24 protein-coding genes are annotated in these 24,882 nt (G+C 57.5%); 17 read left to right on the top strand and 7 right to left on the bottom strand.

Going from position 1 to position 24,882, the window contains the following annotated elements; genetic code table 11:
• The first annotated feature begins 328 nt into the window (after positions 1–328).
• Positions 329–721 (top strand): transcriptional regulator, encoded by a 393-nt coding sequence (locus DDT56_RS05480; RefSeq protein WP_136165489.1) that lies wholly within the window; start codon positions 329–331, stop codon positions 719–721.
• A gap of 475 nt (positions 722–1,196) precedes the next feature.
• Positions 1,197–2,207, top strand: a complete 1,011-nt coding sequence (locus DDT56_RS05475; RefSeq protein WP_136165488.1) for an AI-2E family transporter — start codon at positions 1,197–1,199, stop codon at positions 2,205–2,207.
• A 57-nt stretch (positions 2,208–2,264) separates the two neighbouring features.
• On the opposite strand, the gene DDT56_RS05470 is transcribed toward DDT56_RS05475, so the two are convergent.
• The 3 genes from DDT56_RS05470 to DDT56_RS05460 all read right to left on the bottom strand — a co-directional run bounded on the left by DDT56_RS05470 (position 2,265) and on the right by DDT56_RS05460 (position 4,733).
• Positions 2,265–3,440 carry a L,D-transpeptidase family protein gene (locus tag DDT56_RS05470; protein ID WP_246856727.1) on the bottom strand — a complete coding sequence of 392 codons (1,176 nt, stop codon included), beginning with the start codon at positions 3,438–3,440 and terminating at the stop codon, positions 2,265–2,267.
• A 179-nt stretch (positions 3,441–3,619) separates the two neighbouring features.
• Positions 3,620–4,414: a deaminated glutathione amidase gene (locus DDT56_RS05465; RefSeq protein ID WP_136165486.1), complete on the bottom strand. Its 795-nt coding sequence runs from the start codon at positions 4,412–4,414 to the stop codon at positions 3,620–3,622.
• Between the two features lie 16 nt (positions 4,415–4,430).
• The gene (locus DDT56_RS05460; RefSeq protein ID WP_136165485.1) at positions 4,431–4,733 is read right to left on the bottom strand and encodes a hypothetical protein; all 303 of its coding nucleotides are present in this window, start codon (positions 4,731–4,733) and stop codon (positions 4,431–4,433) included.
• An 82-nt stretch (positions 4,734–4,815) separates the two neighbouring features.
• Between DDT56_RS05460 and DDT56_RS05455 the strand changes: the two genes are divergently transcribed.
• Positions 4,816–5,112, top strand: a complete 297-nt coding sequence (locus tag DDT56_RS05455; RefSeq protein WP_136165484.1) for a type II toxin-antitoxin system MqsR family toxin — start codon at positions 4,816–4,818, stop codon at positions 5,110–5,112.
• A gap of 1 nt (position 5,113) precedes the next feature.
• Positions 5,114–5,512 carry a type II TA system antitoxin MqsA family protein gene (locus tag DDT56_RS05450; RefSeq protein ID WP_136165483.1) on the top strand — a complete coding sequence of 133 codons (399 nt, stop codon included), beginning with the start codon at positions 5,114–5,116 and terminating at the stop codon, positions 5,510–5,512.
• Between the two features lie 106 nt (positions 5,513–5,618).
• On the opposite strand, the gene nifJ is transcribed toward DDT56_RS05450, so the two are convergent.
• The 4 genes from nifJ to DDT56_RS05430 all read right to left on the bottom strand — a co-directional run bounded on the left by nifJ (position 5,619) and on the right by DDT56_RS05430 (position 13,061).
• Positions 5,619–9,152: a pyruvate:ferredoxin (flavodoxin) oxidoreductase gene (gene nifJ, locus DDT56_RS05445; protein ID WP_136165482.1), complete on the bottom strand. Its 3,534-nt coding sequence runs from the start codon at positions 9,150–9,152 to the stop codon at positions 5,619–5,621.
• 187 nt (positions 9,153–9,339) lie between these two features.
• Positions 9,340–10,290 (bottom strand): LysR family transcriptional regulator, encoded by a 951-nt coding sequence (locus DDT56_RS05440; RefSeq protein WP_136165481.1) that lies wholly within the window; start codon positions 10,288–10,290, stop codon positions 9,340–9,342.
• 199 nt (positions 10,291–10,489) lie between these two features.
• Positions 10,490–11,461: a SphA family protein gene (locus tag DDT56_RS05435; RefSeq protein ID WP_136165480.1), complete on the bottom strand. Its 972-nt coding sequence runs from the start codon at positions 11,459–11,461 to the stop codon at positions 10,490–10,492.
• Between the two features lie 55 nt (positions 11,462–11,516).
• The gene (locus tag DDT56_RS05430; RefSeq protein ID WP_136165479.1) at positions 11,517–13,061 is read right to left on the bottom strand and encodes an FAD-dependent oxidoreductase; all 1,545 of its coding nucleotides are present in this window, start codon (positions 13,059–13,061) and stop codon (positions 11,517–11,519) included.
• 334 nt (positions 13,062–13,395) lie between these two features.
• Here DDT56_RS05430 and DDT56_RS05425 point away from each other — a divergent pair, with 334 nt between their 5' ends.
• The 13 genes from DDT56_RS05425 (at position 13,396) to DDT56_RS05365 (ending at position 24,882) form a co-directional block, all read left to right on the top strand.
• On the top strand, positions 13,396–13,713 hold the full coding sequence (locus DDT56_RS05425) for a hypothetical protein (protein ID WP_136165478.1): 318 nt from the start codon (positions 13,396–13,398) through the stop codon (positions 13,711–13,713).
• 111 nt (positions 13,714–13,824) lie between these two features.
• Entirely contained in the window at positions 13,825–14,469 is a 645-nt protein-coding gene (locus DDT56_RS05420; protein ID WP_136165477.1) for a metallophosphoesterase, read from the top strand.
• 1,045 nt (positions 14,470–15,514) lie between these two features.
• Positions 15,515–15,721, top strand: a complete 207-nt coding sequence (locus tag DDT56_RS05415) for a Flp family type IVb pilin (RefSeq protein WP_210416984.1) — start codon at positions 15,515–15,517, stop codon at positions 15,719–15,721.
• A gap of 8 nt (positions 15,722–15,729) precedes the next feature.
• Entirely contained in the window at positions 15,730–16,206 is a 477-nt protein-coding gene (locus tag DDT56_RS05410) for an A24 family peptidase (protein WP_136165476.1), read from the top strand.
• A gap of 72 nt (positions 16,207–16,278) precedes the next feature.
• On the top strand, positions 16,279–17,205 hold the full coding sequence (gene cpaB, locus DDT56_RS05405) for a Flp pilus assembly protein CpaB (RefSeq protein ID WP_136165475.1): 927 nt from the start codon (positions 16,279–16,281) through the stop codon (positions 17,203–17,205).
• Positions 17,195–18,550 carry a type II and III secretion system protein family protein gene (locus DDT56_RS05400; RefSeq protein WP_210416983.1) on the top strand — a complete coding sequence of 452 codons (1,356 nt, stop codon included), beginning with the start codon at positions 17,195–17,197 and terminating at the stop codon, positions 18,548–18,550. Before cpaB ends, DDT56_RS05400 begins: the two co-directional genes overlap by 11 nt.
• 64 nt (positions 18,551–18,614) lie before the next feature.
• Positions 18,615–19,025, top strand: a complete 411-nt coding sequence (locus tag DDT56_RS05395; protein ID WP_136165474.1) for a CpaD family pilus assembly lipoprotein — start codon at positions 18,615–18,617, stop codon at positions 19,023–19,025.
• A gap of 14 nt (positions 19,026–19,039) precedes the next feature.
• Positions 19,040–20,248 (top strand): CpaE/TadZ family protein, encoded by a 1,209-nt coding sequence (locus DDT56_RS05390; protein WP_136165473.1) that lies wholly within the window; start codon positions 19,040–19,042, stop codon positions 20,246–20,248.
• On the top strand, positions 20,245–21,678 hold the full coding sequence (locus DDT56_RS05385) for a TadA family conjugal transfer-associated ATPase (protein WP_210416982.1): 1,434 nt from the start codon (positions 20,245–20,247) through the stop codon (positions 21,676–21,678). The genes DDT56_RS05390 and DDT56_RS05385 overlap by 4 nt, the downstream gene beginning before the upstream one ends.
• The gene (locus tag DDT56_RS05380) at positions 21,675–22,658 is read left to right on the top strand and encodes a type II secretion system F family protein (RefSeq protein ID WP_136165471.1); all 984 of its coding nucleotides are present in this window, start codon (positions 21,675–21,677) and stop codon (positions 22,656–22,658) included. Before DDT56_RS05385 ends, DDT56_RS05380 begins: the two co-directional genes overlap by 4 nt.
• Positions 22,659–23,597 carry a type II secretion system F family protein gene (locus DDT56_RS05375; protein WP_136165470.1) on the top strand — a complete coding sequence of 313 codons (939 nt, stop codon included), beginning with the start codon at positions 22,659–22,661 and terminating at the stop codon, positions 23,595–23,597. It abuts the gene before it with no gap.
• 18 nt (positions 23,598–23,615) lie between these two features.
• Positions 23,616–24,392 carry a tetratricopeptide repeat protein gene (locus DDT56_RS05370; protein ID WP_136165469.1) on the top strand — a complete coding sequence of 259 codons (777 nt, stop codon included), beginning with the start codon at positions 23,616–23,618 and terminating at the stop codon, positions 24,390–24,392.
• A 4-nt stretch (positions 24,393–24,396) separates the two neighbouring features.
• Positions 24,397–24,882 carry a TadE/TadG family type IV pilus assembly protein gene (locus DDT56_RS05365; RefSeq protein ID WP_136165468.1) on the top strand — a complete coding sequence of 162 codons (486 nt, stop codon included), beginning with the start codon at positions 24,397–24,399 and terminating at the stop codon, positions 24,880–24,882.

Here is a 24,882-nt window from a genome sequence, read left to right as displayed (position 1 = left end):
TTGTTTCAGGTATATTTTTACCCGCCATCGCTATTTGGATTTATCTGATTATCAGCGCGCAGGTAAGTAGGGATAATCGACGACACGGTGAGCAAAACGCCGTTTTTTCGGTCAGAAGCGGAAGCGAAGCGTTTGTCCATCAGACTTAAAAAAGCGAATTGTTATATTTTTGTTTTTATTCAGCAACATCCGGTTTGCTAAACATTTAGATAATTACACTATGCCGGCGAACCGGCGGGTTGAATGCTTATCAACGGGTTACTGCGGGCTACAGCTTGCCTGACGGCGCTTGATGGTATCTTCTACATAGCATGAAGCAGAGGGAATAATGAGTCTGATATTTGGCCGGAACGAGATCATAGGTATGCTCAGTCAACCTGTTCAGAATGAACGACGGGCTGCCGCGGTGATTGACGAGAAGTGTAAGGTGGTTTGCGCCAATTCTGCTTTTAATGCCCATTTTGGGCTGCGTTCCGAAATGAGCGCGCCGGTTTCTATTGACGATGTGTTGCCGATTAACGTGAAGTTCGCTTATCAAGACTTTATGACTGATTCCAGCGTATTAAGTACGCGCGTGGTTTCAGATCTGCTGTCCGACGGCTTTACCCGCAAGCAGCTGGGTACGCTCTCTTTCTCTAAATTGAATGTTGAAAATCGTGTGTTGTCCTTATTGATCCTGAATCAGGAGCCGACGGAATCACCCGCCAATCTGGCCAGTTAACCGCCCGGAATGCGGTGCGAGCTAGTCTAGTCTGCTTCGGGCCGTTGTCGTCCACCCGAAGCAGGGTGGCGGTTGTTTATTTCCAACGACATTCACTTTATAAAAAATAATGTATTGACCCTCCGTTATCGCTTACCGATCTATTTTTCCGCCTCATCGTTTAATTGAGCTATCTGTGCTGTCTGGTTTATCTTTAATTAACCGGTTTCTTGATGTGAATAAAACGATATCCAATATATTTCAATATGCTGTCCGCTATTATTCTTATGCTATCGGCCATATAAGGAAACCGTAAGGCATCCGTAAGGAAACGGTAAAGAAGTCTGCCGATAAGGGGCGCGGGGCGCGTCTCCTGACGAACCGATAACCGATAAGGCCAAAAACCTGCTGGCGTTTCTGCGCTAAAACGCTAAGAATGACGGTTTAAAACGTCGGTTTGGCATATTAGCATTGGTTTTTCACACGGGACGTCATCATGCAGTTACTGAATCTAAAACAAGCCCGGTTTTTGAGCTTTTTCTTTATTATGGGGGGCCTGTTGCTGTTGCTGCCCCTGCGTCTGTTAGCCTGTTTTATCGCCGGTTTTCTTGTTTATGAAATCGTTAATCTGCTGACGCCCTATTTTCAAAAAGTGATCAGCGGCAAGCGCGCCCGCTGGATGGTGGTGGCGATTATCAGCACGTTGGTGGTCAGTTTGCTGAGTCTGCTTTTCGGTAGTCTGGTCGGGCTGCTGATGCAGGAAATGAAAGACACCACGGTATTTAATACGCGTATCGCCTATATCCTTAACGACATCCAGCAGCAGTTGATGCTGTTTTTACCGGGATATTTGCCGGTCAGCGTGGAAGAACTGCAACACGAGTTTTTACAATGGGTTCAACAGCATATCGCTATCTTGCAAAACATGGGGAAAAGTTTCCTGCACGGTTTCGTCACAATGCTGATAGGTATGGTGCTGGGGGCGATTATCTCTTTATACAATGTGGAGAGCGATACGGAAAAGCCGCTGCTGAAGGCGGAATTGCTGCGCCGGGTGTCGCTGTTGTCCGCTTCCTTTCGCAACATTGTTTTTGCCCAGGTAAAAATTTCCGCGGTAAATACCGTGCTGTCCGCCATTTTTATTCTTGGCGCATTCCCCTGTTTCGGCATTCATCTGCCTTTTTCGAAAACGCTGGTGGTGCTGACTTTCGTTTTCGGTTTATTGCCGGTCATCGGCAACCTGATTTCGAATTCCATCGTGTTTATCTCCGCCTTATCCATTTCCCTGCCCATCGCCCTGATCGCGCTGGTGTATCTGATGCTGATCCACAAGTTCGAATACTTCCTGAATGCGCAGATTGTCGGCACCAGAATTAAAGCGCACGCCTGGGAAATCCTGCTGGCGATGCTGGTATTTGAAGCGGCGTTCGGCCTATCCGGCGTTATCGCCGCACCGATTTACTACGCTTATCTGAAGAGTGAACTGAAAGAAGCGGCGCTGATTTGATGATTCGCGGGAGAGGTTGAAAAATGGCGTCCGTGCCATTTTTCATCGGGCGGTAAATCAAGAACGATCGGCGCCGGACTCTGCCGCCGCGGCATCCGCTTGCGGCGCCGTAGTGCCCTGATCCGCCGCGCCTTGCTCCGCGTTGGGTTCAACTATCTGAGCTGAGTTATCCTGCGGCTGCGTTTCCGGCGTTTCCGGCGTTTCCGGCGCGGCGGCGTCAGGGGTTGCCGTTTCCGGCGTGACGGGGACGTCCGGGTTCACCGCTTCCGGCGCCGCGACGGACTCAACCGGCAGCGTCGGCGCGCTTTCTTCAATCAGGCCGTTGATCTTGAGCGGCATACCGGAGCGTTCCTGCAGCGCCTTGTCGAGATCGCTCTGGTTGACGCTGGCATCGGCCACCACTTTACCCACCGCGGGGGTGACGGTGAGCGGCGCCGGCGCATCGGAGTTAAACTCTTCCACGGTGCGCGACAGCGGGTGGTGGACTTCCACATAGCGCGAACCGTCCGGTTCTACCGTGGCTTTGATAGGCTCGTTGATAAACTGCACGCGCGTCCCCACCGGGACGTGATCGAACAGGTATTTGATGTCATCCGCCCGCATGCGAACGCAGCCGTGGCTGACGCGCAGGCCGATGCCAAAATTGGCGTTAGTGCCGTGAATGGCGTACAGCCGGCCGACGTACAGGGCGTAAAGTCCCATCGGGTTATCCGGACCGGCCGGGAAAACTTTCTGCAAGGTTTCACCGCGGGCGGCGTATTCCGCATGCATGGCGGCGGTCGGCGTCCAGGTCGGGCCGGCCTTTTTCCGCTGCACGGAGGTGACCCAGTTAATCGGCGTATCCTTGCCTAGCTCACCGATGCCGATCGGCAGCACCACCACGGTTTTGGTGCCTTTCGGGTAGTAATACAGGCGCATTTCCGCGCTGTTAACCACGATGCCTTCGCGCGGCGCGTCCGGCAGAATCAACTGATGAGGAATGGTCAGGGTGCTGCCCGGCGTGGGCAGATAGGCGTCAACCCCCGGATTGGCTTCCATCATATTGCTCAACCCCATCTGGAACTGGGCGGCAAAATGCTCCAACGGCAACGTACTGTCCGTCGGGATGGTAAATTCCAGGTTTTCGCCCACCAGCCGGCTGTTGGCCGCCGGCAGAGGATAGACAACGGCAAAGGCGGCCTGGCTGAATGCCGTCACAGCCACAACGAAAGTTAGGATCGCGCGAATACTCATTTTCATGTCTTTATTGAGTGGTAGATGCCATACCAGAAATGGTGATTCTGGTTTATTCCGGTCGATAGGACCGGATGCGCATTATATGTGCAGAACGGCGTAAGAGGGAATCAACATGTGTAACTAATCACACTTTTTTGCAACCCGTAGGGAAGCATTCAATATGTGGATGTCCCCGGCTACTCATTGGACAGGCGCGGCACCTCGAAACGGCGGTTGGTCAGGGCAGGCAATATTTTCCGCGCATAGGAAAGACGATCGGGATCCACTTCGGCGTAGACCAGCGCCGGCACTTCCGGCGCCTGGACAACGACCACGCCCAACGGGTCAACCACCATACTGTTGCCGATATTTTTTACGCCGCACTCGCCGACCGCCACGACATAAGCGGTATTCTCCAGCGCGCGCGCGCGAACCAGCAGTTCCCAATGCGCCTCTTTCAGCGGCCCTTTGACCCAGGCGGCCGGCAGCACCAGCACTTCCGCGCCATCCAGCACCAGGCGGCGCGCCAGTTCGGGGAAACGGATGTCATAGCAGGTCATCAGGCCGATCTTCAGTCCCGCCACGTCGATCAACGGCGGAACTTCATCGCCGGGGGTCACGTTTTCTGATTCCTGCATAGAGAACGCATCGTACAGATGCAGTTTCTTGTACCGGGCGATGATGGCGCCGTCGCGAATGGCAATGAGCATATTCCACACCTTTTCCGTGCCGTTCGGCACATGAATGCTCATTATGGTGGTCATTTGACCGCCCCTGCTGGCCGCCAGCAGCTGGCTGACGAAAGGGCCGTCCAGCGGCTGGGCGGCGGTTAACACCAGCTTGGGATTGGTGATATCTCGCGCCAGAATACCTTCGGGCAGCACCAGAAGATCGGCGCCCTCCTGCCGCGCGTCGGACATCAGCCCAAGCGTGGTTTTAACATTGTTTTGCCATTCACGGTCAACGGCGAACTGTCCAAGTGCCACTTTCATATCAATCCCTCTTATCTTAAGACAAAAAAGAGAACGCCCACGGGAACAACGCTAACGGGGTCAGACAGTTAGCCGCGTTCCTCTGTAAATGCAGTTCACTGGTGAAATCGGCAATCATGGTTTTATTGATTGCCAAGCCATCGTCGTTCCAGTGAACGGGTAAATCCTGAGCGGTGCTGCGCAGATCGTCCAACAACCAAGGCGTAGTATCGGCATATTTGATGCGTTTGCCTATCCACATCGTATATGACCGGTCGATCGCGTCGACAACCAGGGATGTTCCGGTTGCCAGGGCGGACTTCATTGCCAGAGTATTCATGCCGGGAACAGGTTATTATTTTTTGATGAAATAAACCTAATAGGTTAATATCGATTTAAGGTCATCTACATGGATGTAGTGCATGGAAAAACGAACACCCCATACTCGACTGCATATCGTTAAGGCGTTAATCGCTCAGGGCAAGGTTAGGGCTACTAACACGGCGCTCAATGGCGCAGATTTACTGGGATTAGATTTTGACGGAATGTGTAACGCGATCATTTCATTAACGACGGATGATTTTTATAAAAGCATGACGACATACCATGATCATACGATTTGGCAGGATGTCTATCGCCCAAGGATTAACACAGTTGATCTCTATGTAAAAATCATGGTTATTGACGACTTGCTTATCGTCTCATTTAAGGAGAAATAATATGAAATGCCCTAACTGTGGCGGTGCCGAACTGATACAGGAAGCAAAAGATGTACCCTACTCATTTCGCGGGAAAAAAACCGTGTTGCCGGCCGTAGAAGGGTTGCACTGTCCGATCTGTCATGACGTCACGATGAACAAGGACGAGTCTGCGGCGTACCTGGCAAAAGTCGTTGCTTTTAAAAATTCGGTTATCAAAGAAACGATTGAACCGGCGTACATTAGTCGTGTTCGTAAAAAGTTGGAGTTGACGCAACGTGAAGCCAGCGCCATTTTTGGCGGCGGTGCGAATGCATTTTCCAGATATGAAACAGGCAAGGCACAACCTCATCCTTCCACGGTGAAATTGCTGAAAGTTCTTGATCGTCATCCGGAATTGCTAGGTGAGATCCGCCGTTAAACGATAGCGGAAGCGCGCCGGCGTCGCCTGTTGCTACTCCCTCCCGGCCTCCCCCTTGCCAGGGGGAGGAGCTAAACTCCCTCCCCTGCGAAGGGGAGATACCGCGTTACTCCTGCGGATTTTTCTCCCCTTTACCCGCCATCATGGTCAGAAAATCATAACGGCGGCGCAGATCCACTTCGGCTTCTTCATACAGCAGCGCGGTTTCTTCCGGCATCAGGCTGTTCAGGCGGCGGAAACGCTGCTCGTGCAGCAGGGTTTCGCTCAGGCTGGTTGACGGCGGACGGGAGTCCGTCACCAGCGCCGGTTTGCCTTCCTCGGTACGACGCGGATCGAAGCGGTAGAGCGGCCAGAAGCCGGTGGCGGTCAACTGGCGCATCTGATCGTGGCTGAACGCCAGATCGTAGCCGTGCTCTTCGCAGGGGCTGTAGGCGATAATCAGCGACGGACCCGGCCAGGCCTCGGCCTCCTGAATGGCTTTCACCGTCTGGTTCAACTGGGCGCCCAGCGCTATCTGCGCCACATAAACGTGGCCGTACATCATCACGCTAATGCCGAGATCTTTACGCGCCTTGCGTTTGCCTTTCTCGCCGAACTTGGTCACCGCGCCCAGCGGGGTGGCTTTGGACTGCTGCCCGCCGGTATTGGAGTAGCACTGGGTATCCAGCACCAGCACGTTGACGTTTTCGCTCAGGCTCATCACGTGATCCAGACCGCCGTAGCCAATATCGTAAGCCCAGCCGTCGCCGCCGATCAGCCAGATGGATTTATCCACCAGATGATCCGCCGCGGCGGCCAGCGCGCCGGCCTTATCGCCGCCGATCGTCGCCAACAGGGTTCGCAGTTGCTCAATCTGCTGACGGCGCAGTTCCGGGGCGATGGCCTCTTCCTGCAAGGCGGCCACCAAATCGGCCGGCAACCGCGGCGCCAGGTCATGCAGTAAACGCACGGCGCGCTGGCGGTGCTGGTCGACGCTCAGGCGGAAACCCAGCCCGAACTCGGCGTTATCCTCAAACAGGGAGTTGGCCCAGGCCGGGCCGCGGCCGTTGGCGTCGGTGGTCCACGGCGTGGTGGGCAGGTTGCCGCCGTAAATGGACGAACAGCCGGTGGCGTTGGCCACCAGCAGACGATCGCCGTACAACTGCGTCAGCAGTTTGATATACGGCGTTTCACCGCAGCCGGAGCAGGCGCCGGAATATTCAAACAGCGGCGAAATCAGCTGCGAGGTGCGGATATCGATGCGTTCCAGCCTGGAGCGGTCGATTTCCGGCAGCGCCATAAAGAAGTCGAAGTGTTCTTTTTCGACCGCCAGATTATCCAGCCGGGATTCCATATTGATGGCTTTGATCGTCGGATCCTGGCGATCTTTCGCCGGGCAGACTTCCACGCACAGGTTACAGCCGGTGCAGTCTTCCGGCGCCACCTGCAAGACATATTTCTGGCCGCGCATATCGCGGGCTTTGACATCCAGCGACTGCAGCGACGCCGGCGCGTTTTCCATCGCCTCGGCCGGCACCACCTTGGCGCGGATGGCGGAGTGCGGGCAGGCGGCGACGCAGTGGTTGCACTGGGTGCACAGCTGGGGCTGCCACAGCGGGATCGCCTCGGCGATATTACGTTTTTCCCATTTGGTGGTGCCGGTCGGCCAGGTGCCGTCGGGCGGCAGGGCGGAAACCGGCAGGGTATCGCCTAATCCGGCCAGCATGGCGGCGGTCACCGTTTTCACAAAGTCCGGCGCGGCGTCGGAAACCACCGGCGGGCGCTGCGGACTGTGCGGATCGACCGCGTCCAGCGGCACGGCGGCCAGGGCTTCCAGCGTGGCGCTCAAGGCTTTCCAGTTGCGCTCGACCAGCTCCTGGCCTTTGCTGCCGTAGCTTTTGGCGATCGCCGTACGCAGTTTTTCCACCGCCTCCTCGCCCGGCAGGATCTGCGACAGGTGGAAGAACGCCATCTGCATCACGGTATTAATGCGCGCGCCCAACTGGCACTCGCGGGCGATTTTCGCCGCGTTGATACAGTAAACCCGCGCCTGACGCTGGTTTAAGCCGGCCTGCACTTCCTGCGGCAGGCGATGCCACAAATCGTCGCTGGCGTAAGGGGCGTTAATCAGAAACACGCCGCCGGGTTTCAGCCGCTCGACCATGCTGTACTTGTCGATAAACTGCCACTGGTGACAGGCGACGAAATCCGCCCGATCGATCAGATACGCGGAGTTGATGGGGTGAGGGCCGACGCGCATATGGGAGACGGTCAGGCTGCCGGCCTTTTTGGAGTCGTAGACGAAGTAGCCCTGTACGAACATCGGGGTAGCGTCGCCGACGATTTTAATCGAGTTTTTGGCGGCCGATACCGTACCGTCGCTGCCCAGCCCGTAGAACAGCGCTTCCAGCGACGCATGGGCCGGTAAATGCTGGGTCGGCAGCGGCAGCGACAGGTTGGTCACATCATCGTAGATACCAACCGTAAAGCGCGGCCGCGGGTTAGCGAGCGCCAACTCATTGAAAACGGCCTGCACGCACTGCGGGGTGAATTCCTTGGACGACAGACCGTAGCGCCCGCCGATGACGCGGGGCATCTGTGAGCGCTCACCGCTGGTGAACGCCTCGGCCAGCGAGGTCATCACGTCCAGATAGAGCGGTTCCGCCACTGCGCCCGGTTCTTTGGTACGATCCAGCACGGCAATGTTTTGCGCCGTCTGCGGAATAACCGCCAGCAAATGCCTGGCTGAAAACGGACGATACAGGCGCACCTTGACCACGCCGACCTTTTCGCCGCGCGTCAGCAGCGTATCGACCACTTCTTCAACGGTGCCGACGCCGGATCCCATCAGGACGATAACCCGCGTGGCTTCGGGATGGCCGTAGTACTCAAACGGCCGGTACTGCCGCCCGGTGACGTCGGCGAAGTCGTTCATCGCCTGTTCGACGTGCCGGCAGGCGGCGTTATACCAGGGGTTGGCGGCTTCGCGCGCCTGGAAGAAGGTGTCCGGGTTGGAGGCGGTGCCGCGGATCACCGGATGTTCAGGTGTAAGCGCTCGCTCACGGTGAGCCTCTATAGCCTGCCGGGGCAGCAGCTGGCGCAGCGCGTCATCGCTCAGCGGTTCAATTTTGTTGATTTCATGCGACGTGCGGAAACCGTCGAAAAAGTGGATAAACGGCAGCCGGCTGTTCAGGCTGGCTATCTGCGCGATCAGGGCGAAATCCTGCGCTTCCTGCACGTTGCTGGCGCAGAGCATGGCGCAGCCGGTCTGGCGTACGGCCATTACGTCGGAGTGGTCGCAGAAAATGGACAGCGCGTGGGTCGCCACCGTACGGGCGGCCACGTGCAGCACAAAAGGCGTCAGTTCGCCCGCCAGTTTATACAACGAGGGGATCATCAGCAGCAATCCCTGCGACGAGGTAAAGGTGGTGGCCAATGTCCCGGTTTGCAGCGCGCCGTGCACGGCGGCTATCGCCCCGCCTTCCGACTGCATTTCAACCACGCGCGGCGTGTCTCCCCATATATTCTTTCCTCCGTCGCTCGACCAGGCCGCCGCCTGCTCGGCCATGGTGGAACTGGGCGTAATAGGGTAGATGGCGATGACTTCGTTTGTCCGCCAGGCGACAGAGGCGACTGCGTTATTACCGTCGGTGGTGATCATGACTTGGCCTTTTTGCTCACAGAATGAAATTCGATTTTTATTTGGGGAATTATCGCATCTCAAAGAACGAAGAGAATGACTCAATGTACGCGGAGTTGTTTCAAACTATTTTTAATAATTCCACATATTATACACCGCTATCGGATAAATGCCGTCTCCTGAGCCTTTTCAGCGCCAGCGTGCCATTTCAGATAAATAATGGGCAGCCGCTGCCGGTTGTCTGGCGTGAGGTTTCCGCATCCTGGCGCATTTCATGCTGAAAACGGCTAACAAAATTGAGCAGTATTGGTGAATGCGTCGCGGATTCATGGCCGACGATCATCCCGATATCCCATCTCATGCCGCTGTCCAACAGGGGAATGCATACCATGCCGTCGCGTAACAAAGGACGAGCCAATCCTTCGACGAAGACAAAAACGCCCTGGTTCAGCGCGACCAGATCATAGGCGACATACAGATCGTGACTGATATGGGTATGGATGCGGGGAGAGACGCCCGCGCGGCGCAGGTGTTGCAAAATGGTCTCCCGTAGCCGGAAGGTTTCATCCAGCATAATCAGAGAGACGTCGACCATGTCGGCCAGACGGATGGGCCGCGTTTGCGCCAGCCGCGCCAAACGGTGCTTCTTATTGCTCACCAGTACGATCCGCTCCTGCTTGATGCTGGCATAGCTCAGACGCGGGTTGTCTCCAGGCTTGACGGTGATAGCCATATCCAGCGATCCGTTATCCACGCGTGCTTCGCATTCGATATCGGTGTGTTCGGACAGTGCACAGTCCGCATCCTGGTAGGCGGTCAGAAACGCCATCACCCGCTGTACTCCCAGGATTTGCAACGTGCCGGGAGAAAAACCGAGACGGTAACGAGGATGTTCATGCCGTTGCCGGGTACGCACGTCGCTTTCCAGCGCGGCAATGCTGTTGATGGCGGTCAGGGCTTTGGCATAGAGGAAGTCACCCATCGCAGTCGGCGACATGCCGCGGGAATTACGCTGAAACAGGGTTACGCCCAGTTCGGTTTCCAGATTGAGGATCTGCCTGCTCAGCGCCTGCTGGCTAATGAATAATTTTTGTGCGGAACGAGTCAGGCAACGATCCTCATACACCTGAACAAAATATTTCAGCGTGCCGATATCCATATGCCACCTCTACCATCATCAGTCATCGTGCAGGGGACAGACGGACAGTGTAACCAGCCCATTTCCGTCAAAATATGACAGCTATCATAGGAATAAAAAACGCATATGAAGAAAAGGGATATTGCGCACGGTTTTCACCGCGCGCAGTTGGGTCGGAAACGGAAAACGCCGCGATAACATAACGCGGCGTTGCCGTGGGTTACTTCAGCGGAATGGTGATCCCCAGATGGAAGATCGACATATCCACATCATTTTCGGCGAACAGCGCAAACAGAAAACGGCCTGAAACGGAAAAATCGCCGAAGTTATAGCCGATCATCGGCCCGAGCGAGGCGTATTCGGTGCGTTTCCCCTGCGCATGAAATCCCGGTACGGCGGCGACTTTCCGCCCCTTTATCTCGTCGTCGCGGAACTGCCGGGTATAGTTGCCGATCGCGCCCAGCGTCCAGTTATTGATTGTTTTGGCGGCGGTGACGTCCAGATAGTAGAGGTGGCCGGTTTGATATTCGGTCGTCTTATTGCGGGTATTGAAATTGAAGATGTTATTCACTGTGAACGCCCAGTCGTCCCGCAGATAGGTGACGGCGAGATTAGGCTGGAAAATATAAAAATTATTGGCGACGGAATTTCCCTGTATGACGTTTCTGCCCTGGGCCTCACTGTACCGATATTCAAATTTGCCGTTCTTCAGGCTGACTCCCGCGCCGAATCCCACAAACAGACCGCGGCCCAGATCCCACGACAGCATCACGGGCGTGATCGAGGTGTTCAACATGCCGTCATAGTGATCTTTGTGCTCCGCCTGACCATCGTTGGTGCGGGAACGAATGACGCGCTGGGGCTGTACCACGCTGGCACCATAACGGGCGCCCAGCACTTCCCAGCCCGGCACCCACAATAGCGACGCGGCGGTGCTGACCACCTTGAGCTTGACGCTGCCGCCCGGCGTCAGGGCTTTATCGCCGTCCTCGTTGCGCAAGGATCCGGTTTCATAGGAGCTGTTGAGCGTAAAGTAGAGCCCGTCCGGCGGCAACAGACCCGCCGCGTTGCCGGTTGTCGCGCCCGGCTGCAAGGGCGTGACGTTTTCCACGCCATACGCCGCCGGCGCGGCCGTCAGTATCAGCGGTAGCGCCAGCCGGCATAGCCGCTTATTCAGGGTGTTCATCATCATATCCCCCGGTTGTTGTTATCCGCCGGAGAGGGCCGTTTCTCTCCGGCGCGGGTTGCTATTTCAGGGTGGCGATGTATTGCGCGGCGTGCACGCCGGCCAGTCTGCCGGTGGTGACCGCGAACGAAAAGGTCGACCCCGACGCCCACAGCGTATAGGTCCGGCCGTACTGCCCGCCCGCATCGCTGCCCGTGGCGTAAAGCCCTTTGATCACGTTGTCGTTGGCGTCCGTCGCCTCCGCCGCCGGCGTAATTCTTATCCCGCCGGTGGTCGTGAAGTAGTAGGGACGTACCTGCAGCGCGTAGTAGGGAGGCGCGTTAACCGGGATCACCGTCGCCGGATCGCGGGTGAATGCCTCGTCGACGTTCTTCTCCCTGATCTGGTTGAATTGGGCTACGGACGCCTGCAGCCGTTTGGCGTCTACCCCCATCTTTTTCGCCAGTTCATTCAGGGTATTCGCCTTGACGACGTTGGCGTTGCCCGCCTTGATGGCGTCGTCGATCTCTTTTTGCAGGTTGGTCAGCTTTTTCATGACCGGAACGATGACGCCCATCCCGATGCGGGCGCCCTGTTCGGCGACAAATTTCACCGTGTTTTCATCGAAGACGGACCAGACGAAGCTGTCGCGCTGCGACTCGATGGCGTTGCCGGCCAGGACGAAACTCTCCACGATCGTCTCATCAGCGAAGCGGTCGCCGTATTTGTTGACCCACAGGTTCGGCTCGAAAGTCATGCCCTGCAGATCGCCGACCACCGGGATGCCTTTCCCTTTGATGCCAGGGTGCAGCGTGAGTCCGAACCCGACGGTATCCGCCCCCACCGCCCTGGCCATGTCGATGCCCTCGCCGGTCTTATTTAGACTAACGAACGGCGCCACTTTTTCGGGATCGAACGGCGTCCAGGCCGCCACCTTCTCCTTGCTGTCCGGGAAGCCGCCGGTGGCCAGGATCACCGCTTTCGCCAGGATGGTGAGCTTGTTGCCGTTGGCGTCTTCCGCTTCCACGCCCTTGACCGCGCCGTCTTGGTAGATCAGTTTCTTGCCCTGGGTCTTGTACATCACCTGCACCCCCAGTTCGTTGGCCCGCTCCACCATGCGCTTGATCAGCGCGGCGCCGTGGTGGGAGTTGCCGTAGTCTTCCACTACGTGCCACACCCGCGGCTCATGCTTCGACATCTGCCCCAGCCGGAAATTGACGCCCTGTTTCTCCAGCCAGCGGATGGTGGGGCCGGCCTCCTTCAGGTACGTCCGCACCAGCGCGGGATTGACGCGGTAGAACTGGTTGAACTCCATCGACGTCCGGTAAGCCTGTTCGGGGGTGATGTGGACCGAGTCCCTGCGTGTCTGGTCGGTGCCGACGCCGAACAGCCCCTCGGCGAAGTTGGTGCTGCCGCCGGCGAAGGCTTGCTTTTCCAGCGCGATCACCTTCAGCCCGGCCTCCGCCGCAGAGACTGAGGCGGATACGCCGGCGCCGCCGAATCCGATAACCACGACGTCGGTTTCTAGTTTGCTCTCTTGCGCGGCAGCCGGCTGCGCGTAGCTGAGGGAGAGGCCGAAGATGAAAAGAAAGCAACCGATAGCGCTATTTTTTCTTAATCTGCTCATAGTGTTATCTTCCTGTTATTGTAGGGGGTACCCGATCCTCGTGCTGTTTTCTGGTTATATCGCCTGTCTGTTGTATGATGAGAAAGGGGGTTGGTGCGGCCGGATAAACGCTCTGGACGCGTCCAAATGCTATCCCCATGATATCGATACGGCTTTCGGGGGATAGCAAGAGGTGGTTTCACTATAACCATCTGAGATATATTGGAAAAACACCCTTTATTTGTGGTTGCTACAACCTCAGGTTGTGGCGAGCCGGAGCTGGACGGGTTTTCCGGTTGTGGTAATGGTCGGTTGGCGGGGATTGAGGAAGGGCTCCCGTTGATCTGGGAGCCAAATGATGGCGAATGAAATAAAAGATAAGCTGATTGCGGTGGTGGCGTCGCTCCATGAACAGGGCATGACCCCGGAACAGGCGCTTGAGCATATTCTTCAGGCGTGGGGCGGCACGGCAAAGGACATCGCCCTGATTAGCATCGTTACTCCCCGGCTGATCGCCGATGTGCTCCATTCGGTGTATCAGGATGCGATTTCCGCCCGGCAAATCGCCGTGATTTTGCAGCAACTGGGTTATGACCGGCAGGCGGTGGCCGGCGCGCTGCGCGAGCAATTTCCCGAGCTTGCCCGCGCGGGCGGCGGAGCGACGAGGACTTAATGGCGACGCCGCATCAGCCCACGGAAGAGTCGTTCACCCCGGTGTGTTAGTGCCATACTTATCTCAATGCGCGACAAGGGCGAAGGTCCGGCAGCGGGAGGTGAGAAATTGATGTACCGCGGCATCAGTGGGGATGACTATCGAAAAATATTCGTCGTCGGCGATATCCACGGCTGCCACCAGCTGTTGCTGGATGCGCTGGCCGCCCGGCAATTCAATCGCCAGACCGACCTGCTGATCTCGGTGGGCGATCTGATCGATCGCGGGCCCGACAGCATGGCCTGTCTGACGCTGCTGGATGAGCCCTGGTTTACCGCCGTGTGCGGCAATCATGAGCAAATGGCGCGCGAGGCGCTGAATGAGGACAACGGCTGGCTGTGGTCGCGCAATGGCGGTACCTGGTATGCCGCGCTCAATCAAGCGGAGCAACCATTCGCGGCGCAGCGGATAGCCCGGACGGCTCAGTTGCCGCTGGTCATCGACGTGGACGTCGGCGGCCGCCACTATGTGATTGCCCATGCGGATTACCCGTCGGACGATTATGCGTTCGGCAAGGTGGTCGATGCGGATGAGCTGGTCTGGGGGCGAACCCGCATCACCCGAGCCATGGCGGGGAAGGGCCGGCGCATCGCCGGCGCGCATCTATTTATCTTCGGCCATACGCCGCTTCACAAAACCCTGATATTTTTTAACCAGCTCTATATCGATACCGGCGCGGTATTCGGCGGCACGCTGACGTTAATTGAACTACGCTAAAGGTAAAAGGCTACCGCACCCACCCACGGGACTTATGTCGGCAGGCGTTGCCGCTACCGCGCTATGCTTTCCGTTTTTTAATAATCATTGAAACATCCATTACAATTTCGTGAATTTTTTGTTAAATATCAATTTAATTGGTTTAATATTTATATGATTTATTGATTTTTAACTGCAAACGCGAATGCGTAATGCATTTTAATTATCTGTGATGCTGCTATTTTGTCAATTTTATCCCCCCCGGTTTCGATAGTGATTTCTGCGTCTGGATCAAACAATGCCTACACATGCGTGCAGTGATAACGGCTGGTTTTTTTACCAGGAGCATTACCGCGGCTATTGCCGTATTTTCTGTTTTTACTGCGGGAAAAATATTATTAAAGTTGGGGTATAGACACCAAGGCGTTGTAAAAAACGATACTTACTATAATAAATAATGATCGTCATAACCAATTCATAACCGCGTATTGATATGCTATACCTATCAAAATGAGTGAAATCGATCGATATAAATGATTTGTAATGAGTTTTTTTTTGTTCAGAATAAGCTCGTAGCATAATATTAATCACGCCAGCTTTACGTGAATATCTCTACGGTCTTATAAGGGTGTAAAGAAATGGATAATTTCGGATAGCGCTCTGTCATTAATGTAAATATTATCAATAGGTTATAATAGATCCCGCTAATTAAATCGGGACGGTGTCTTTTTTTGCCAAAATAAAATACTTTAGCTTTTTTAAGAAAAGCTATTGCCGGTGAGTCTGTCGTTAAATAGAGAATTGTGAATATTCTTATATTATTGGATATATCGTAATTCTTTATTGGAATAAAAGAGTAATTGGCCGTTGTTTTAAGTTTTTGTCTAAATGAGATTTTTGAAGTGATTAAATTATACAGCATCTGCGAAGAAAAAGTTTCCGGGTAACTTGGAGATGTAGCCAAATGTCATCAAGCATTTAGTGGCGGCGCGTTGTGCGCGGTTGTTTTGTGCGGTGATATTTATTATTCGCGTTTTTATTTAATTAACTTAATTGTCGAGGACCGATGATGCGTAACTTATTTAAAATTTTGCAAAAAGATGAGCGTGGCGTATCCGCATTGGAATACGCCATTCTGGCAGGGGTTATTGTGGTAATTGTCGCGAGCGGCGTGACGCTTTTCGGCGAACAGGTAAATACGCTTTTTGATAATGCCAATACGTCTATTCAGAAGGCCGTTGATTCGAGTACAGACAACACTCCGGGCGATTAATATTTTTTATGCAGTTAATGATTACTGCGCCGCTGCTGGCACTGTTCTGGCTATTAATGCGCGCCGATTTAACCCGGCGCTGCCTGCCTAATCGGTGGGTATTGTATTACGCCCTGTTATTTCCCTTTTATGCCTTTAGTCAGGGATTGAACTGGGCGCAATTCGCTGCGCATTGTCTGGTTGGCGCGACGGCTTTTGTCCTGCTGCTGCTGTCGTTTATACGCGGCGGCGTTGGCGGCGGCGATGTCAAGTTAGGCGCGGTAGTCATGCTCTGGGCCGGTCCGTTTCACGCGGCGCCGGCCCTGGTCGCCATTAGTCTGGTTGGCGCACTGCTCGGCGTGGCGGGATGGCTGGCGGACAAGAGGCTGAAACCGCCGCAGGCGGCGTCCGCTGCGCTTTATGCCCTGTCCGCCCGGCGCGGCGTGCCCTATGGCGTCGCCTTGGTGGCCGGAGGGCTTACCGTGCTGCTTCTCAGCCGGCGTTGACGGCCGCCGCCGGCAACGGGGCATCTCCGTAAAGGTACGCCGGCTGCGCATCCATTCGGGAGTGATTTGTTGATGTCTTCGCTATTGAAACTGGCTTTGATTCTGCTGGCGGCGGCGCTGCTGGCGGGGATCGCCCGCCTGATGTTCGTCAGCAGCCAGCAGAGCGGCGCGCCGGCGGAACGGCGCGTACAGGTGCGCGTCACCGCGGCGGCGTTGCCGGCGGGACTACTGCTGCGCGAGGGGGATCTGGCCTGGAAAGCCTATCCGGAAGGCGACGTGCCGAAAGGCGCGCTGACCGAAGGCAGCAGCGCGGCCAATCTCAACGGCGCGCTGGTGCGCAAACGGATGGATGCCGGGGCGCTGATTCTGGCCGCCGATGTTATCCGCCCGGATGCTCCCGGTTTTCTGGCCGCGGTGTTAAAGCCGGGCATGCGCGCGGTTTCCGTGCCGGTCGATGATGTTTCCGGCAATGCGGGGCTGATTCAGCCGGGGGATTTTGTCGACATCATCCTCACCCAGCGCATGCGGCAGGCGGAGAACAACCACGGCGGCAACGCGCGTCTGGTGGTCAGTGAAACGGTGGTCGAGCGGGTACGGATTATCGCCGTCGGCTCCAGTTTACTGCGTAAAACGGAAGAAAACGGCAAACCCAATAATGTCAGAACGGTCACCATCGAGGTCGCGCCGCGGGCGGCGGAAGCAGTGACCGTCGCCGCGCAGCTGGGCAGCTTATCCATGGCGTTGCGCAGCTTTGCGGTGGAACAGCGGGATATCGCCGGCCATGAGGAACGGCAAAATACGACGGCTTCCGTTGTGGCATGGGATAACACCGTTGGGAAAGATAACCGGCCGATATGGGGAGGCGATGTATCCCGAGCATTGGGAAGCAGCCCGTCGACGCCGTCGGCAGGGAAAACGGACCCGCTTAAATCACATCGGGTGATTATTATGCGGGGCGGTCAACGTCAGGAACAGGAATTTGGCACCCATGCTCGCTAGGATTTTTATGTTTATGCTGCTGGCTGCCGCCGGTTTGCTATTCACGGCGGCGGCCCAGGCCCGGCAGACGCTGACGCTCTCTGTCGGGGCCGGGACGTTGGTGAACGTCGCCGCGGATATGGCGACGGTATTCGTCGCCGATCCCGATATCGCCGACGTTCAGTCGCCGACGGCGGGAGCGGTGCTGGTGCTGGGGAAACGCGTCGGCACCACGTCGCTGTATATTCTTGATTCGGCAGGGAAACCGCTGCTACGGCGTACGGTCGTGGTGCGGCATAATCTGTCCGAGGTTCAAACTACGTTGCGCCAGCGTTTTCCGGCGCTTCGCCTGACGCTGACCTCCGCTCCCGGCTCCATCATGGTCAGCGGTTCGGTTCCCAATGCCGAAACGGCCGAGGCGATAGCTCAGACCCTTCGCCCCTATCTGGGGGAAAAAGATCAGTTGCTCAATCAGCTTGCCATCGCCAGCCCGGTTCAGGTGCATCTGCGGGTGCGGGTCACGGAAGTTTCACGCGCGGTGACGCAACAGCTGGGGGTGAACTGGGAGGTGATCGCCAAATCGGGCAATTTTGTCACCGGGCTGGTCAGCGGGCGTGATTTTGTTTCGACCAATGCCGCCGACGGGGTAAGAACCTGGACGGGCGCGTCCGGCGCATACTCTTTCCTGGGGGGCTACAACAAGGGCGGAACCTCGATTCAGACGATGATCGACGCGCTGGATAAAGAAGGGCTGATCAGCATTCTGGCCGAACCCAATCTGACCGCGGTTTCCGGCCAGACCGCCAGCTTCCTGGCCGGCGGCGAATTCCCGGTGCCGATTAAACAGGAATCGGATTCGATGAGCGTGGAGTTTAAGCCGTTCGGCGTGGCGCTCGACTTTACCCCCACGGTATTGGGCGACGATCGCATCAGTATCAAGGTGCGCCCTGAAATCAGCGAGATCGATCCCAATAGCAGTATCGTCATGGACGGATTGTCCATTCCCGGCGTATCCGTGCGCCGCGTCGAAACCACCGTGGAGATGGCGAGCGGGCAGAGCTTCGCCATCGGCGGACTGCTGCAGAACAATGTGCGCGACGTGCTTTCCAAAGTACCCGGCCTCGGCTCGGTGCCGGTGTTGGGCAAACTGTTTTCTTCTTCAGATTATCAAAACAACAAAAGCGAACTGGTGGTGATTGTCACGCCGTATCTGGTGCGGCCTGCGGCGGCCGGTCAACTGGCTACGCCGCTCGACAGCATGCGGGCCAATACCGATATCGAATTTATCGTCAGCAAAAGGACCGGCTATGACCCGCTGCAAAACGACGTTCCCCGCCTGACGGGATCGGCCGGTTTTGTCTATTAGCGCGGCGCCGAAATGGCAATTTATCTGCCCGGATGGCGGTTCAGATAACAACAGGAGTGTGAGGATGATGGTTTACACAGAGCTGCGCCGCTGTCTCGCTTTACTGCTCGTTGCCGGCGCGGCGTGGCTGTCGGCGGGGTGCGCCTCATGGCAGCGGGATCCTGCCGGCATGCCGGATGTTTCATCAATAAGATTGCAGTTGCGCGGCAAACCGTGGGCCGCGGTTGCGCCGGATTGTGACCGCTTACTGCAACCCGCGTACCACTGGAGCCATGACGGTCGCCAGCAGGTGGCGTTCGGCTGCGCGACCTATAGCAATCTGGCGATCAGCCTGGCGCGACCGCAGGATTTATCCACGCCGCGCGTTTATAGCGGTATGCAGGCGGATGCGGCGGCCTTGGCGGTAACGCGCTATCGCCAGAATAAGGTCGAGCCGTTGCGGGAGACCGAATCTACTTCAATGTCAGGTGACTAAGCGGATAGGGACATATGAGCGTACTGGGTGAAAAAGAGCGTGGCGAGCAGCGGGCGGTAAACTTCGCGGCATTCGTCCATGATGCGGCCAGCAAAGAGGAACTGACGCGTTTCTTTAAGGCCAGCACCGTGACCGATAGCCGGGTCGAGCGGGGCAACGTTGACGATGTGATCGCCTGGCTGAAAAAAACGGGCCGCTCGCCGCAGCGCCTGATGGTGGATATTTCAGGTTCCAGCGGACCGCTGGACGAGCTGGAGCGGCTGGCCAACGCCTGTGAACCCTCGGTGCAGGTCTACGTGGTGGGGGATCGCAATGATGTCGGGCTATATCGTAACTTGCTGCAACGCGGGGTGCGGGACTATCTGGTGAAGCCGCTGGGCGCGGAGTTATTGCGCCGTACGCTGGAGGCGGACGATAACCATACCGTGCGTCAGCGGCGGCTGGGGAAAGTTATCGCCGTGGTCGGCACGCGCGGCGGCGTCGGCACCACCAGCGTGGCGACGCATCTGGCCAGGGCGCTTTCCGTCGGCGGCGCGCATCGCCGCGTGGTCTATATCGATCTCGATTTTTATGGCGGCAGCGGCACCAGCATGCTGGGGCTGGCGGGAGGGAACGCCCTGATTGAAATTATGGGCAATGTGAACCGCCTGGATCCGCAATATCTGGAGCGGACGCTGTCTACGGTGGACAATCGCCTGTATGCCCTGGGCGCCGAACTGGATTATATGGACCTCTATCCGTCGATGGAGGGGGCGCTGGAGGCGTTACTGGCGACGCTAAGTCAGCATTTTCACTATGTGGTGCTGGATATCCCCCAGCGCGGCGGCGAACTGGCTTCGGCCGCATTTTCCCTCGCCAGTCTGGCCTGCGTGGTGGCGGATCAGTCGGTTTATTCGGCCAGATCGCTGGTCAGGCTGGTGCGCCATATCGAGGCGCATCCCAATCCGGCAACCGTGTATAGCATTATCAACCAGCCGCAGCCGCTAAACCGTAATAAAGTCAATATCGATGATTTCCTCAAGTCCGTCGATCTGGCGATAGCGGTGCAGATCGGCTATGACGCCCAAACGTTGTCGCTGGCGGAAAATCTGGCCGAGGCGTTGCCGGAGCGCAGCGAATTTAGCCGCGGCGTCAGACAACTCGCCAGCATCCTGACCGGTGAACGGCAGGTCAGTCAGCCGGTGTCATGGTGGCGGGCGTTACTGTTGCAGAGGTTAGCATGAGTTTTGGCCGCAAACCGGGAGTGGTATTCGACGCGCCGCCGTCGCCGCAGGTGGAAACCTCCGTGACGGAGGGCAAAAGCGCGCGGCAGAAAAAAGAGGCGCCCATATTGAGGGAAGCCTCTTCCGAGCCCGCCGCGGCGGTGACGAATGGCCCGCCGCAGGAGGAGACGGTGGTGCGCTCCGCATATTATGTCCGGGTGCGGCAAACGGTGTTTGCCACCATTGACGTCTCCAGCGCGCTGCAGCGTACCCGTGATGAGGTCAGGCTTGATGTTGAGGCCATTATCGCGGAAACGGTGGTGATGGAGAGTATGCCGGTGACGCAGACCGAACAGAGGCTGATGGGACGGGAGATCCTGAATGACATGTTCGGCGTCGGGCCGATTGAGCCTTTATTACAGGATGACACGGTGTCCGACATTATGGTTAACGGCCCGGATCAGATTTATGTGGAGCGTTTCGGCAAGCTGGAGTTGACGCCGTTTAAATTCCGCGACAATGCGCACGTCGTCAACGTCGCCCAGCGTATCGCCTCATCGGTGGGGCGCCGGGTGGATGAAAGCAGCCCGATGGTGGATGCCCGTCTGGCCGACGGCAGCCGCGTCAACGTGATTTTACCCCCGCTGGCGATAGATGGCGCATCGATCTCGATCCGTAAATTCTCGCGCCGGGATCTGACGCTACAGCGGCTGGTGGCGAGAAACTGCCTGTCGCCGGCTATGGCGCGGGTGTTGGAAATCGCCGCCGCCAGCCGGCTCAATATCGTTATTTCCGGCGGTACGGGCTCGGGTAAAACCACGCTGCTCAATGCGCTGTCGCGCTTTATCTCCGTTTCCGAGCGCATCATTACCGTTGAAGATGCGGCGGAATTACAGCTGCAGCAGCCCCATGTGTTGCGGCTGGAGACGCGCCCGGCCAATCTGGAGGGCGGCGGTAAGGTGACCCAGGGGGATTTGGTGCGCAACGCGCTGCGCATGCGGCCGGATAGAATCATTCTGGGAGAGACGCGCGGCGTGGAGGCGCTGGATGTGTTGCAGGCGATGAATACCGGCCATGATGGTTCGATGACCACGCTGCACGCCAACAACCCGCGCGATGCGTTGATCCGTCTGGAAAGCATGGTGCTGATGGCCAACGGCAATCTGCCGCTGTATTCCATCCGCCGCCAGATTTCCAGCGCGGTGCACCTGATTGTACAGGTTGAACGGATGCGCGACGGCGCCCGGCGCGTCACCAGCATTACCGAACTGGCGGGAATGGAGGGGGACGTGATCGTCACCCAGGAGTTATTTCACTTCAGTTACGATGCCAGCGCCTTTGACGACGAGGTGAAAGGAACCTTCGACAGCAGCGGCATGCGGCCGGTTTTCGCCGAGCGGGCGCGCTATTACGGGATGGAAACCGCGCTGCTGGAGGCGATGCGCCCATGAGCCAGGCCGACGTGGTGATGATAGCGGCCTTTGCCGCCAGCATATTGGCCGGGCTGGCCGTGCTCGTCTTGAGCACGGCGCTGCGCCAGCGGGCCGGCGTGCGCATCCGCCAGCGGCTGAAAGCGGTTATCGGCGTGTCGGTCAGCGTTTCACGGCAGAAAATATTGCTGGAACTGGAGCGCGCTCAGGCGGAAGCGCGCCGCCGTCGGCGACGTCAGGCGATGGGAACGCTGGGGTACTATCTTAACCGCCTGGATACCGTGGGCGGGCCGCGGGGAAGACGAACGCTGTTCCTCTGCGCGGCGGCGATCGCGCTGCTTGACGGCGTACTGCTGGCGCTCGGCCTGATACCGGCCAACGGGTGGAGCATTCCGCTGGCGCTGCTGGTCGCCCCGCTCGCGACTCTCTTCTTTATTTACCAAAAACAGGTCGAGCGGTTCCAGATTCAGTTTCTCAATCAATTGCCGGAAGCGATGGATATGATCACCCGCGCCAGCCAGGCCGGGATCCCGGTCGGCCAGTCCATTCGCAATGTCGGCAACCATATCGCCGCGCCGCTCGGCCCCGAATTCCTGAAAATGGGGGATGGGCTGCTGTTGGGCAATGATATTCAGGATGTGGTGGATGAAGCGGTATTGCGCATCGAATTGCCGGATTTCGCCTTTTTTGCCGTTTGTCTGGCCTTGCAGCGCGATACCGGCGGTTCGCTGGTGGAAGCGCTGGATAACCTCTCGGCGATTATTCGCGCCCGACGCGATCTGCGCCTGAAAACCAAAGCGATGACCGCGGAAGGTCGTTTATCCGGCATGATCCTGGCGCTGCTGCCGTTCTTTATCAGCGGCGCGCTGTTTGTGCTTAATCCGGGGTACATCGGCGTCCTGTTCGATACGCCTGGCGGGCAAATGCTGCTATGGATCGCCGGCGTCATGCTGGCGCTGGGCGTGGCGTCGATTCGCAAAATTGCCAGAATGGAGGTTTGAGTGGATCTGCTTCATCTCATTTACCTGCTGTGCGCGGTAAGCGGCGTAAGCCTGTATCTCTATGCTCGTATCGGACGCCGCGCCAGGCTGGGCGAACGATTGCGGGCCGAAGTCTTGCGCAAGCGTAACCAGCAACAGGATCCGGCGCGTCCCTGGCGGCGTTATGCGCTGCCTCAGCGCCTGGTGCGGCTGTTACAGCATATCGGCCGCTTTGCTCCGTTATTTAGCGCGGCCCAGCGTACGGAAATTGCGCAAAAGCTGGTATCGGCCGGGTTCCGCAGTTCCCAGGCGCTGATTGTCGTCGCGGCGTTATCGCTGCTGTCGATGATTTCCCTGTCCGCGCTGGTGGCGATCTTCGTCTGGCCGTATCTGGAGGGCAACCGGCTATACGGTATGGGACTCTGCCTGCTGGCGCTCTATCTGGGAACCCTGTTTCCCCGTTTGCTGCTTGACCGGCTGGTGGCGCGCCGTCAGCGGGCGATCCAGCAAAGCTTGCCGGATGCGCTTGACCTGCTGGTGATCTGCACCAACGCCGGGCTGGGTTTAAACAGCGCCGTTCAGCGGGTCGCCGAAGAGATTGAGGCGGTCTGCCCGGCGTTGGCGGATGAGCTGCGCCTCACCTCCGGCGAACTGCAAATCAGTAATGATAGCGAGACGGTACTCAAGCGGCTGGCCCAGCGTACCGGGCTGGATTCCGTCAGCACGCTGGTGAATACGCTGCTGCAATCCCGTCAGTATGGCACGGCGATTACCCAGGCTTTGCGTATTCTGGCCCGCTCCGAACGCACCGCCCGCATGATGCGGCTGGAAGAGTCCGCCGCCAAGCTGGCGGTAAAAATCACGCTGCCGATGATGCTGTTTATTCTGCCCACGGTATTAATCGTGGCGGCGGGGCCGGCGGTACTGGGGCTGATGTCTTTTTTTGCTTCACAGCAGTAATGAAAACAGGTGAGGGTGATGGATTATAAATATCGACCGGGTTTGCTGCTTTGTATGGTGATTTCGCTTGCCGGCTGCGCGCTGCTGCGTCCGGCGCCGGCGCATCAGGAGAAAAGCGTTCAGGGAGCGTCGGCGAGGGAGGAGAGCGATTTGCGCATCGCCGCCAGCGCGCTGCAGAGCGGGGATCTTAACGTCGCCTCGTCAATCTATCGCCGGCTGACGGAAACGCGGCCCGCCAGCGCCGCCGCCTGGCTGGGGCTGGCGAACACCCATTTCTTATCCGGCGAGCTGGACGCCGCCAATAAGGCGTATGCCGTGGCGCAAAAGATTGAGCCGGACAATATCGATGCCAGCTTGGGACAGGCCAGAATTCTGATACGCCAGCGCCGCCTGCCGGAGGCGACCGCGGGTTTCCAGTCTATTCTCAGCCGCTTCCCGAACCATCCGCTGGCGCTGTCCGGGCTGGGGGTGAGTTACGATCTGGCGGGCGATCACCACCAGGCGCAGAGCACCTATCGGCGCGGGTTGCGGCTATATCCTGATGATACGACCATGCGCGCCAATCTGGGATTATCGCTGGCGTTGAACGGAAAACCGCGCGAGGCGGTAAATGTTCTGCTGGGAACGACGGGGGTGTCCGGCAGGCTGCCGCAGGAGCGGGATAATCTGGCGTTGGCTTACGGCGTGCTGGGGCGGGAGGATGCCGCCGAAGAAATTCTGCTGAGCAGCCAGTCGCGGGGCGCGGTAGAGGATAATCTGGCGTTCTATCGCTACCTGCGTCAGAGCATGAGGTGATGCGGTGCGGAGGCTAACCCGGCTGGCTCTGTGGCGGCGCGACCAGCGCGGCGTCAGCGCGCTGGAATATGCGCTGGTCGCGCCGCTGCTGTTCGCGGTGGTGTTTATTGCCGTTGAAGTGGCGTTCATCATGCTGGCCGACGCCCATCTGGATATCGCCGCCAACCGGGTGGCGCGGATGGGGCGCATCGGTATTGACGGCGATTGCCGGCAGGCGGTGCGGGGGGTGATGAGAAGCACGCTGTCGACCTGGATCGGCAGTGAAAGCGAAATGTATGCCGATGCCAAAATTTACACGCCGGGCGGCGATAACCGATTCGGCGACCTGAACGACGAACACTATCAGCCGGTGTGCGATGCCGGGGAGCGGGGGGATATGGTGATCTATCGGCTGGCGTTTGATCGTCCCGGTCTGACGGGGTTTATCGCCTGGCTGGGCGACGACCCGATGCGTTTTGAACGCGTGATTCTGATCCAGAACGAACCATGA

Origin of the sequence: Brenneria corticis (assembly GCF_003115855.1) — a bacterium.
GTDB classification, from domain to species: Bacteria; Pseudomonadota; Gammaproteobacteria; order Enterobacterales; family Enterobacteriaceae; genus Brenneria; species Brenneria corticis.
The sequence above is the reverse complement of the archived record's forward strand: the minus strand, read 5'-3'. Positions and strand labels throughout refer to the sequence as shown.

Excerpts from the sequence above, each read along its gene's own strand:
- DDT56_RS05460 (WP_136165485.1), bottom strand. The coding sequence starts at position 4,733 with ATGAATACTCTGGCAATGAAGTCCGCCCTGGCAACCGGAACATCCCTG.
- DDT56_RS05370 (WP_136165469.1), top strand. The coding sequence starts at position 23,616 with ATGGATTATAAATATCGACCGGGTTTGCTGCTTTGTATGGTGATTTCG.
- DDT56_RS05390 (WP_136165473.1), top strand. The coding sequence starts at position 19,040 with ATGAGCGTACTGGGTGAAAAAGAGCGTGGCGAGCAGCGGGCGGTAAAC.
- DDT56_RS05465 (WP_136165486.1), bottom strand. The coding sequence starts at position 4,414 with ATGAAAGTGGCACTTGGACAGTTCGCCGTTGACCGTGAATGGCAAAAC.
- DDT56_RS05395 (WP_136165474.1), top strand. The coding sequence starts at position 18,615 with ATGATGGTTTACACAGAGCTGCGCCGCTGTCTCGCTTTACTGCTCGTT.
- DDT56_RS05400 (WP_210416983.1), top strand. The coding sequence starts at position 17,195 with ATGCTCGCTAGGATTTTTATGTTTATGCTGCTGGCTGCCGCCGGTTTG.
- DDT56_RS05415 (WP_210416984.1), top strand. The coding sequence starts at position 15,515 with ATGATGCGTAACTTATTTAAAATTTTGCAAAAAGATGAGCGTGGCGTA.
- DDT56_RS05480 (WP_136165489.1), top strand. The coding sequence starts at position 329 with ATGAGTCTGATATTTGGCCGGAACGAGATCATAGGTATGCTCAGTCAA.
- cpaB (WP_136165475.1), top strand. The coding sequence starts at position 16,279 with ATGTCTTCGCTATTGAAACTGGCTTTGATTCTGCTGGCGGCGGCGCTG.
- DDT56_RS05430 (WP_136165479.1), bottom strand. The coding sequence starts at position 13,061 with ATGAGCAGATTAAGAAAAAATAGCGCTATCGGTTGCTTTCTTTTCATC.
- DDT56_RS05455 (WP_136165484.1), top strand. The coding sequence starts at position 4,816 with ATGGAAAAACGAACACCCCATACTCGACTGCATATCGTTAAGGCGTTA.
- DDT56_RS05435 (WP_136165480.1), bottom strand. The coding sequence starts at position 11,461 with ATGATGATGAACACCCTGAATAAGCGGCTATGCCGGCTGGCGCTACCG.
- DDT56_RS05380 (WP_136165471.1), top strand. The coding sequence starts at position 21,675 with ATGAGCCAGGCCGACGTGGTGATGATAGCGGCCTTTGCCGCCAGCATA.
- DDT56_RS05450 (WP_136165483.1), top strand. The coding sequence starts at position 5,114 with ATGAAATGCCCTAACTGTGGCGGTGCCGAACTGATACAGGAAGCAAAA.
- DDT56_RS05420 (WP_136165477.1), top strand. The coding sequence starts at position 13,825 with ATGTACCGCGGCATCAGTGGGGATGACTATCGAAAAATATTCGTCGTC.
- DDT56_RS05470 (WP_246856727.1), bottom strand. The coding sequence starts at position 3,440 with ATGAGTATTCGCGCGATCCTAACTTTCGTTGTGGCTGTGACGGCATTC.
- DDT56_RS05410 (WP_136165476.1), top strand. The coding sequence starts at position 15,730 with ATGCAGTTAATGATTACTGCGCCGCTGCTGGCACTGTTCTGGCTATTA.
- DDT56_RS05440 (WP_136165481.1), bottom strand. The coding sequence starts at position 10,290 with ATGGATATCGGCACGCTGAAATATTTTGTTCAGGTGTATGAGGATCGT.
- DDT56_RS05425 (WP_136165478.1), top strand. The coding sequence starts at position 13,396 with ATGATGGCGAATGAAATAAAAGATAAGCTGATTGCGGTGGTGGCGTCG.
- DDT56_RS05385 (WP_210416982.1), top strand. The coding sequence starts at position 20,245 with ATGAGTTTTGGCCGCAAACCGGGAGTGGTATTCGACGCGCCGCCGTCG.
- nifJ (WP_136165482.1), bottom strand. The coding sequence starts at position 9,152 with ATGATCACCACCGACGGTAATAACGCAGTCGCCTCTGTCGCCTGGCGG.
- DDT56_RS05475 (WP_136165488.1), top strand. The coding sequence starts at position 1,197 with ATGCAGTTACTGAATCTAAAACAAGCCCGGTTTTTGAGCTTTTTCTTT.